Origin of the sequence: Anaerovibrio sp. (assembly GCF_024697385.1) — a bacterium.
Taxonomy (GTDB): domain Bacteria; phylum Bacillota; class Negativicutes; order Selenomonadales; family Selenomonadaceae; genus Anaerovibrio.
Window position 1 is genome coordinate 1 of record NZ_JAILFV010000087.1, and the last position, 8,195, is coordinate 8,195.

10 protein-coding genes and 1 pseudogene are annotated in these 8,195 nt (G+C 45.2%); all 11 read right to left on the reverse strand.

The features are described from left to right. Positions 1-489, reverse strand: a pseudogene (locus K6C05_RS04535) (hypothetical protein); the annotation flags it as partial. A 49-nt stretch (positions 490-538) separates the two neighbouring features. Continuing rightward, positions 539-742, reverse strand: coding sequence for a tail protein X (locus K6C05_RS04540; RefSeq protein ID WP_296731781.1), 204 nt, complete (start codon positions 740-742; stop codon positions 539-541). Continuing rightward, positions 735-3,596, reverse strand: coding sequence for a phage tail tape measure protein (locus K6C05_RS04545; protein WP_296731783.1), 2,862 nt, complete (start codon positions 3,594-3,596; stop codon positions 735-737). Before K6C05_RS04545 ends, K6C05_RS04540 begins: the two co-directional genes overlap by 8 nt. Positions 3,597-3,890: 294 nt before the next feature. Then, complete coding sequence (locus tag K6C05_RS04550; protein WP_296731786.1) at positions 3,891-4,025, reverse strand: hypothetical protein; 135 nt, start codon at positions 4,023-4,025, stop codon at positions 3,891-3,893. A gap of 26 nt (positions 4,026-4,051) precedes the next feature. Further along, the gene (locus tag K6C05_RS04555; RefSeq protein WP_296731789.1) at positions 4,052-4,417 is read right to left on the reverse strand and encodes a hypothetical protein; all 366 of its coding nucleotides are present in this window, start codon (positions 4,415-4,417) and stop codon (positions 4,052-4,054) included. 11 nt (positions 4,418-4,428) lie between these two features. Then, positions 4,429-4,959 carry a phage major tail tube protein gene (locus K6C05_RS04560; protein ID WP_296731791.1) on the reverse strand — a complete coding sequence of 177 codons (531 nt, stop codon included), beginning with the start codon at positions 4,957-4,959 and terminating at the stop codon, positions 4,429-4,431. A gap of 16 nt (positions 4,960-4,975) precedes the next feature. Then, positions 4,976-6,427: a phage tail sheath family protein gene (locus K6C05_RS04565; protein WP_296731793.1), complete on the reverse strand. Its 1,452-nt coding sequence runs from the start codon at positions 6,425-6,427 to the stop codon at positions 4,976-4,978. Then, entirely contained in the window at positions 6,427-6,711 is a 285-nt protein-coding gene (locus K6C05_RS04570) for a hypothetical protein (RefSeq protein WP_296731795.1), read from the reverse strand. Before K6C05_RS04570 ends, K6C05_RS04565 begins: the two co-directional genes overlap by 1 nt. 1 nt (position 6,712) lies before the next feature. After that, on the reverse strand, positions 6,713-7,174 hold the full coding sequence (locus tag K6C05_RS04575; RefSeq protein WP_296731797.1) for a hypothetical protein: 462 nt from the start codon (positions 7,172-7,174) through the stop codon (positions 6,713-6,715). Further along, positions 7,171-7,686 (reverse strand): hypothetical protein, encoded by a 516-nt coding sequence (locus tag K6C05_RS04580; RefSeq protein ID WP_296731800.1) that lies wholly within the window; start codon positions 7,684-7,686, stop codon positions 7,171-7,173. Before K6C05_RS04580 ends, K6C05_RS04575 begins: the two co-directional genes overlap by 4 nt. An 11-nt stretch (positions 7,687-7,697) precedes the next feature. Then, positions 7,698-8,030 carry a hypothetical protein gene (locus K6C05_RS04585; RefSeq protein ID WP_296731803.1) on the reverse strand — a complete coding sequence of 111 codons (333 nt, stop codon included), beginning with the start codon at positions 8,028-8,030 and terminating at the stop codon, positions 7,698-7,700. Between the last annotated feature and the right edge of the window lie 165 nt (positions 8,031-8,195).

Consider the following 8,195-nt stretch of genomic DNA (forward strand, 5'->3'; position numbering starts at 1 on the left):
ATCGCTTTCATCTGACTGCTCCACATGATCCAGATTTGGATTATCAGTGCAGTACCATTCACAAGCTATGCCATTCTCCTTGGCTATGTCATCAGCACACTTCCAAATGGAGATGTTATCCCATGTGCGGTTTTTCTTTACACCTCGCAAAGAGGACTCTGAAACAACAGAAACAGCCTTTAGTTGGACAGTAGAGGGCGAACCCGTGACCTCTATCTGGTCAATCTCAAATTCGCCCACATGATAATCCTTCTGTCCTTCGTCAAGGTTCTCTTTGTTAAGGGTGTAAACCGTCACATCCAGCTTTGAGCCGGTATCCGGGTACCAGTCAGCCTGCCATAGCTTGGCCCTATCTTCAAGGGTTATGGTCAAATCATCCACTGTGTCGGAGAGGTTGTCCGTAAAATCCACAGAAATCAGATACTTGGCCAAATCCTCAGATATATCCTTGGATTCGGTTTCGCCCTTCTTGGTGTACTTTACAGCCAACCATGCCCTCCGTGATAATAGCTTCTCTTTACCAGCTTCTGGCACATTATCACCCCTTCCATGGCGGGGCTATGCGCGACCTTTTGACCGGAATCTCCGGACATGTCAGAACAACCCCCGCAGGAAATACGGATGTGGCCTTGTATTGCTCATTGGCTTCCAGCAGATCAGTCATATAAACCTCATTGCCATACACCTTATACGCAATTAAATCCCACATATCTCCCTGAATAGTTGTGTATGTCTTACTCATAGCTCAACCGCCTTTTATTTGACTGCATATCCTCAAACAGTCTTGGCAAATCAGCCATAAACTGCTCATATTGTTCTCGCAGTGCCGCTTTAACAATCGAACCAACATCGGATGAATTACCGCCGCCATTGATATTAATGGTAGGGGCAAACTCCATTTTAATATCCTGTCTGCTTCTTGGTGGCTCCATAGCCACCGGACGGGATACCGGTTTTGGAATAGCCGCCCCGCTACTCTGTGGAACCGCTGCCACAGATGGAATGACTCCAAGCATCTGCCCAGCCTGCTGCCAAAGTGACAGTGCACGCTGAGAACCATCAAGAGGTATTGCTGCCTCAGGGCTATCCTCAGCAAAGGTGGTAAGGAACGCGCCCTTGTTGTAGATACCGCCCTGGGCATTGTGGCTTACATCGGTACCGCCACCACCATCAGCACTAAATATCCCAAAACTAAGAGCTTCGGCTATTTTCGCGCCATATTCTTTGGCCTTGTTCCATAATCCCATAAGCTTTTCCTGGAAGAAATTTACAAATTGTTCCAACGCTGCTGACGGATCATCCCACAAAAGACTGAACCATGCCTTGATTTCCTCCCAGTTGGCAATTATACCGGAAACAATGTATATTAACATGCCTATTGGCCCGGTAATAAATGCCAACAATGCGGCTATTGGGGATTCCCAAATCATGGTCATATATTCCCTTACGGTGTCCCAGTTCTCCATAAGAACATAGCCAATAGCAATCAATGCAACAATTCCCATGATAACCAACCCTATTGGGTTTGCGTTCATGGCCGCATTTAAAAGCCACTGTGCACCAGTCCATATTTTTGTTGCCGCCGCAGCCAATTTGGTGGATAATTCTAAACCTGTTATGGCAACTTTCATGGCCGTGAGCTGTGCAATAACAAACTGTATTCCAGCAAAGGCTAAGGCTATGCCAGTTGCTGCCAATATAAAGGCAGTAATTGCTGCAGCAGCAACACCTATGGTTAAAATCAGTGTTTCGTGCTTTTCAGCCCATTCGCCAATACTCTGCGCCATTTCTGCACCCTTATCAGCAATTTTCCCAACATATGGCAGGAACTTCTCTCCAATAGCAAGTGCAGCTCCTTCCGCAGCTGACTTGAATCTGGTAAGTGCGCCCTGAGCATTATCCTGCATTATTCCGGCTGTCAGTTCAGCTTGCCCGTCACAATTTTCCATCTGCTTGGTCAGCTCTTCGAATACCTCTGGTCCAGCTTCCAAAACATTTAACCAGCCAGTGGCGGCATTGGTGCCAAAAATGGCTGACAACGTTGCCAGTTTCTGTTCTCCGGTCATTCCTGCTGTTTTATCTCTTAACTCAGTAATGATACCAACCATCTTGTGCGCCGGACTACCGCTGAAGCTGTCCATATCAATACCCAAACTTTGCAGTGCTGCTTGGGCTTCCTGCTGTTCTCTTGTGGCATCTGACAATGAGATACCAAGCTCATCAAGAGCTTTTGAAGCTTTCTTAGGCGGCCCTGCCAACCTTAAGAAACCAGCTCTTAAGGATGTACCCGCCTGACTGGCCTTTACACCCGCATTAGCCATTAAACCGGTTAATGCAGCTGTTTCCTCCATGGTTGCTCCATAGCCTCTTGCTACAGGAGCCGCATATTTCATGGTTTCACCAATCATCTCCACATTCGTATTGGTACGAGTTGCGGTCAGGGTGAATACATCAGCCATATGCGCTGCTTGTTCTGCAGATAATCCGAATGCGGTCAAATCATCTGATAGGATGTCCGCTGTTCTGGCAAGATCCGTACCACTGGCAGTAGCCAGATTCAATAAACCTGGCATACCGGCAAGTATCTGTTCAGTGTTCCATCCTGCCATACCTAAATATGTCATAGCATCAGCTGATTGTTTGGCCGTGAATGGTGTTGTCCGGCCCAATCGCTTAGCCTCTGCTTCCAATCTCGAAAATTCTTCACTTGTCGCACCAGTTATAGCCTTTACTTTGGACATAGCCGCCTGAAATTCAGCAGCGACCTCTATGGTGCCAACTAGAGGAGACATTATAGTTTCAGCCGCTTGCTGGGCCATTACAAAGTTACTGCCCGCTGCAAAAAGATTCTGCTGAGCACTATCTCTCCTCTCAGCTGCTTTTTGAGCTTTCTGCGCCCGCTCCACTCTTTTGCTATTATTCTGCAAGGCTGTATTGGCTTCATTAATTCGATTTTTTAAGGTGGCATAGCTTTTGGCATAATCCAATGTTGTTATTTTTGCCGCCTGCAGTGTCCCTCGAATTTGCTGTAATTCAGTACGCTGGCCAGACAATGCAGCTTTAAGCCCGGCGGCATTTTGTTTTGAAGCATTAAAAGCCTGACTGGCTGCCCTGGTGGCTGCTGCACTTTCACGATATGCTGCATTTAATGACTTTATCTCAGCCTTAGCAGCTCGTATGACCTCAGTAGGTACGCTACCTTTCATGGACTGTAATGCAGTTTTTGCTTGATCAAGGCGTGCTTTTAATTGAGCTGTTGCCGCCTGTGACTGCCTAAATTCAGCTGCTAATTGAGATGTTTTAGCTTTGGCTTTATCGAATGCCCTGGCAGTTTCTTCGCTGGTCATTTTTAATGACCTAAAGCGCTCCATGGTTTTTAATAAAACAGTATCCTGAGCCAGAGACTGCTTCAGGGCATCGCTACCCTGTCTCAATATATTTTCAGCAGTATGCAAAGTTTTAGTAGCTTTCGTTAGATTGTTAAAATTATTCTGCAGCTCATTTGCTTTTTCGGCTACAGACCGCATAGCTGCTGTGCAGGAAGAATCAAGCTGTCCTTTAATTTTAAGTGCCAATTCCATTACTTTACCTGCCACTTTTCGCCAGCCTCCTTTCATGGTATAATTAAATAAAAAGGGGTGTTGAACATGTCGTTCTTATTCAGAGCTTCAATCCTAAACAATTCAGACCCTTATCTTGCATGCAAGTATTCAGTAGAAGAACATCCTCATTATATGGATTGTTCCGATTGTCAAAATAAAACATGGTGCGAGAAGCTAGCCCTTATTGAAGCAGATAGAATCTGCAAGGAGGGCCTTGCTGAATGCCAAGAACTATTAGCTCATTTTGAGCCTAAACGCAAATTGCCATGAGCGTCTTGAAAAAGGCGCTTATTTTTTTTGCGCCTTTTTCATTTCTTTGCTTTCCAGCTCGATTTCCTCGTTTACTGCTTCTACCCATTTATAAAATTCGCCGATAGATAACTTCAGGAAGAAATCTATCGGCGTTTTTGTATATTTGGCCATTCTTAAGGCAGATGTCCGGATAAGACTTATCTGCCCACATTCATTAAAAAACCCTGTACTCTGGTGGTTACAGCTATGAAATCTGCACCGTCAAGATTCAGAATATCGTCATACTTGACTTTGGCGGCTGCAGCGGCTACAAATGCCTGATAAACCTGAGAGAATGGCAGATAGGAAATAGCACTGTCTTCCTTCTTGGCCTGCTTCTCACACTTCAGTAGAGTGTAGCCGTTTACACGGTCAAAATCAAAAATCAGCTGTGTATTACCATTTGGCAGCGGCTTTTTCAGATGGATTACATCCTTTTCATCCACTACCTCCGGAACCAGCTCCACATCAGTCTCCATTTCCGCAACCGGATTCGCTTTTGGCTCTTTTTCTGCTGCCATCATTTATACCTCCATTACATTCCGATGTTCTTACGTACCTGCTCCAGCAGATCCACGCCGTTGATTACGCACTTATAGCCAAACTTATCGACCTCACAGACAGTCTGTCCACCAATGTCGATTTTGATGTAGTGCGTCTCAATAACGGTTTCGCTGTCGGTAGCTTCACCGGCCTTAATGCTGCCTGGCTTATGGCTCTTTACACGGCCACGTACTGCAACACGATACTGCTCATGAACATAGGCATCGCTTCCACTATCAAAATACTGTTTGTCAGCATACAGCTCCAAGCTAACGGTCTTGCCACCAATCAAGGTAGCAGCTGTCTTTGTAGGAAGCTGCCATGTGAGTTTGGTTTCCATGCCATCGAAATGGCCTTCAACCGGCGCATCGATTTTACCCGCAAGGCCAATGCCTGTAACCTCAGCAGTTAAGGAGGAGAACTCTGGGAGTTCTACCTCCTTAACGCCAATCATATCGTCAGAACTGCCGCCAATATAGGCACGCATGTCATTAATAACTTCAGGAACCTTATTTACTGCCATTGTTTAAACCTCCTTATTAGCTGAACAATGTTTGGAAATTATTGACATCATATTCCAGAATATCATCAATCTCCTGAGCTGGAACTGGTGGAGTGATGTAGCTATGAACGCGAATAATACCATTGAGCAGGTCAGTGGTAGGGTTCTCCTCTTCAAGGAACTTAACATCAGCACCCAGCAGGAAGCCACGGGAAACAAGGCCATTAAGACGAATCTGCTCACTGTCAACGATAGTCTTGACCAGTCTAGGGGTAAGAGGCTGGTCTACCTTCTGCCAGTAAGTCAGAATAAAGGTCTGATACTGCCAGTCAAACATACGGCGAACACAGATAAAGCTGTCCTTTACATCGGTAATGGACGGATATGCGCCGGTATAATTACCCCAGAGCTTCCAGCCACCGGAGAAATTAAGACCTGTGATAACGCCCTGGCTGTTCAGGAGATTAGCCTGTGGCAAGGACAAGGTAACCTCAGTGCCATCCTTCAAACAAAGGCCAGTGGCCTGCAGTGTCTGATTGGATGGAGACTGATAAGGCACATCATCATTTGCGGCATCTGTTACACCTATAACGCCCATAAGATGAGTAGACATGTGGAATACCATATCACCCATGCGAACACATGGCCAGCATACGCCCTGATTAGTGCCAGTGTAATTGTTGTTATTCTTCCAGGCATTTACATCGGCATATTTTGTTACCTGCGAGGTATCAACATCAGTAAGGCAAATGCAACGGAAAAGCTCACTGATATTCAGACTCTTGGCCTTCATAACAGCTGCTACAGTTGGATTTTCACTCCAGCCCGGAGCTGCCACAATACCAGGTACCATGGAGAACAGAGTATAGATCTGGTCAATAAGCTCCAAACCTGTGGAATTACCGCTACTGTCCACACCACCAATAACATTATTGGCAGTCACTGCTGTAGGGTCTACCTTGTCATAGGTCACAACGATGCTGGTATTCTCAGCAAGGGCTCCGTCAGGAAGTACGGTAATAATCAGCTTGCCATCATCATCATAAGCAGCTGTGTAGTCAGTATTCAGTACCGCATCGGAAGATGCCTCAGAGGATGCCTTAACCTTTAATGTGCTGAGGATAACCGGCTCGTTAAGGGTTACTGTCTTATCTGCTGCCAAATCCTCGGATACACCGCTGACAGCTGTTTTATGCGTTGCAGGGTTAAGTACATTCACAAAGATAATAGGCTTAACAGCATACAGCTTGAATTCACTGTACATAGCCTCGCAAAGAGTATACTTATCCCAATCACCACTATAGCCCAAAGCAGCTACAGCCTCAGTCCAAGAATAGCAGATAACAGGTTTATTAACATAAGCAGTTGGAGCATCTGTCAGATGCACCGGAGCCGTACCAAATACAACAGGCAAGCCCGCAGTTGTCTGTACAGGTGCAACAATCGAAGTAGGAACCTCACTGGCCTTTACACCATGAAAATACGCCATTATTTATTCTCTCCTTTCAGTTTCTCAACAGCTTTCTTATAAAAAGTGTTGAGTGCTGTACCCTTCTTGCCCACTGCCTGCCTGGCTTCATTCAGCTTATCAGGTGTAACAAAAAGGTGTTTTAAAACATCATCATTTATAAATTCTGTCGGAATACCATCTGCAAAGATGGAAAAGGTGGACAGAATAGAATTTTTTGCACCCGGTCCTACATAAATCATAGGTGTTTTTTCCTTGATTCCTGTAGACTGGATTATTTCTTTCTTGTTTTTTGCTTTTGCCACATCAGCACCCCCATTCTCCAGCCAGTGACTTAGCATTACTATGATTTTTAGGCTGTGGCAGATAGACATCAAACTCGATATAGCCCAACCATAATGGGAAAGGCTGTTCATCGGTAACCGTAGCTTTCATCCCATTGGCAATTAAAAACCTGTCGGCAATAGGGTTACTGTCAAGAAGCTTCATCCTTATAAACTCCATCAGATGGAATAAAGTATCACCGGAATAGTTCTTGTCCTTATCTATTACCGATATGTAGATTACTATGCCAACAGTTGATTGCTCCTTATCATCAATTACATGATCTGGCCTTACCGCAATGGCAGGGCACATCTGTCTTAACTCGGCTGCCACATTTTGTTTTGGCAAAAAGCCAGGGTAAATATTGACGATTTTTTCATCATACTCCTTGCAAGCCTCTTTCAGAAAGGTTGCAATGCCCCTGGCACAATCCAAAGGGGTCATACGTTTAACCTCCTTGTTATTTCATGTATGAGCCTTCGTTCAAACATATCCGCCCCCGCCTCTTCCATTTTGGACAATACATCTGGATTGCCAAACAACTGTGGTACAGATGGACCATACAAATCATGGAATGGCAGGCGGCTGGTTGAATCTCTGGCCACAAAGCGGTTATTTAACATGAATGAACGGGGAATTAGCGCCTTTTTATTGCGTTTGATTGCAACAAAAATGCCTTTTCCCTTAACAATTGCACTAAATGATTTAACCGGCTCACTGCCACCACGAATATTAATTACTGCACCATCAGCCATTTTGTTGATTTGTGCCTTGCCTTTCAGCGCTCCAGATTTAGCAGTATACACCTTTCTTATTTCCTTGGTGCCCACTTTTCGGGCATGGGTGGCGGCTCTGCCAGCTGCTGTAGCTATAATTCGGTTGATGTTTTTATCAGCCAAAGAATTAAGTGCCCGAATTAACATCTCTTCACCAGTCAATTCAGCAATAATAGCCATAATATCACCGCCTAAGCATGGTTAAAATCAAGGGTTATCTTGAGCATACCCATCTGGTTCTCACATGAATCAACAACGCATGTTTCACCATCAAATGTCATAACCTCATCCTTTGCCGGGAACTCCTGCAAATCATCCTTTACGACATAAACAATGGCCTGTTGTGCGTGTACGGCTTCAAATCCCCGATATTGCAGGCCCTTTAAAAGGTTATCCTGTTCTGTAGGAGACTGAACCACACATCGCACATTTACGCCGTTTAATTCGTGCTCGGAGCCGAATTCGTCAAGGTTGATAAACACATTGGCAAAATCCTTCTTCAGCTGGTCCTGAAAAGCACTCATGACACATCACGCTTTCTTACCGCGAGTATTGCCGCCCTTGCCTTTGCTATTGGTTTTGCTAGTGCCTTTGCTGTTGGCTTTACCAGTGCTCTTGCTTACGGTCTGCTCAGGCTCCACAGCTGGCAGTTCTGCCACTATGTCCTCATCCTCTTCCTCAGCATCTTC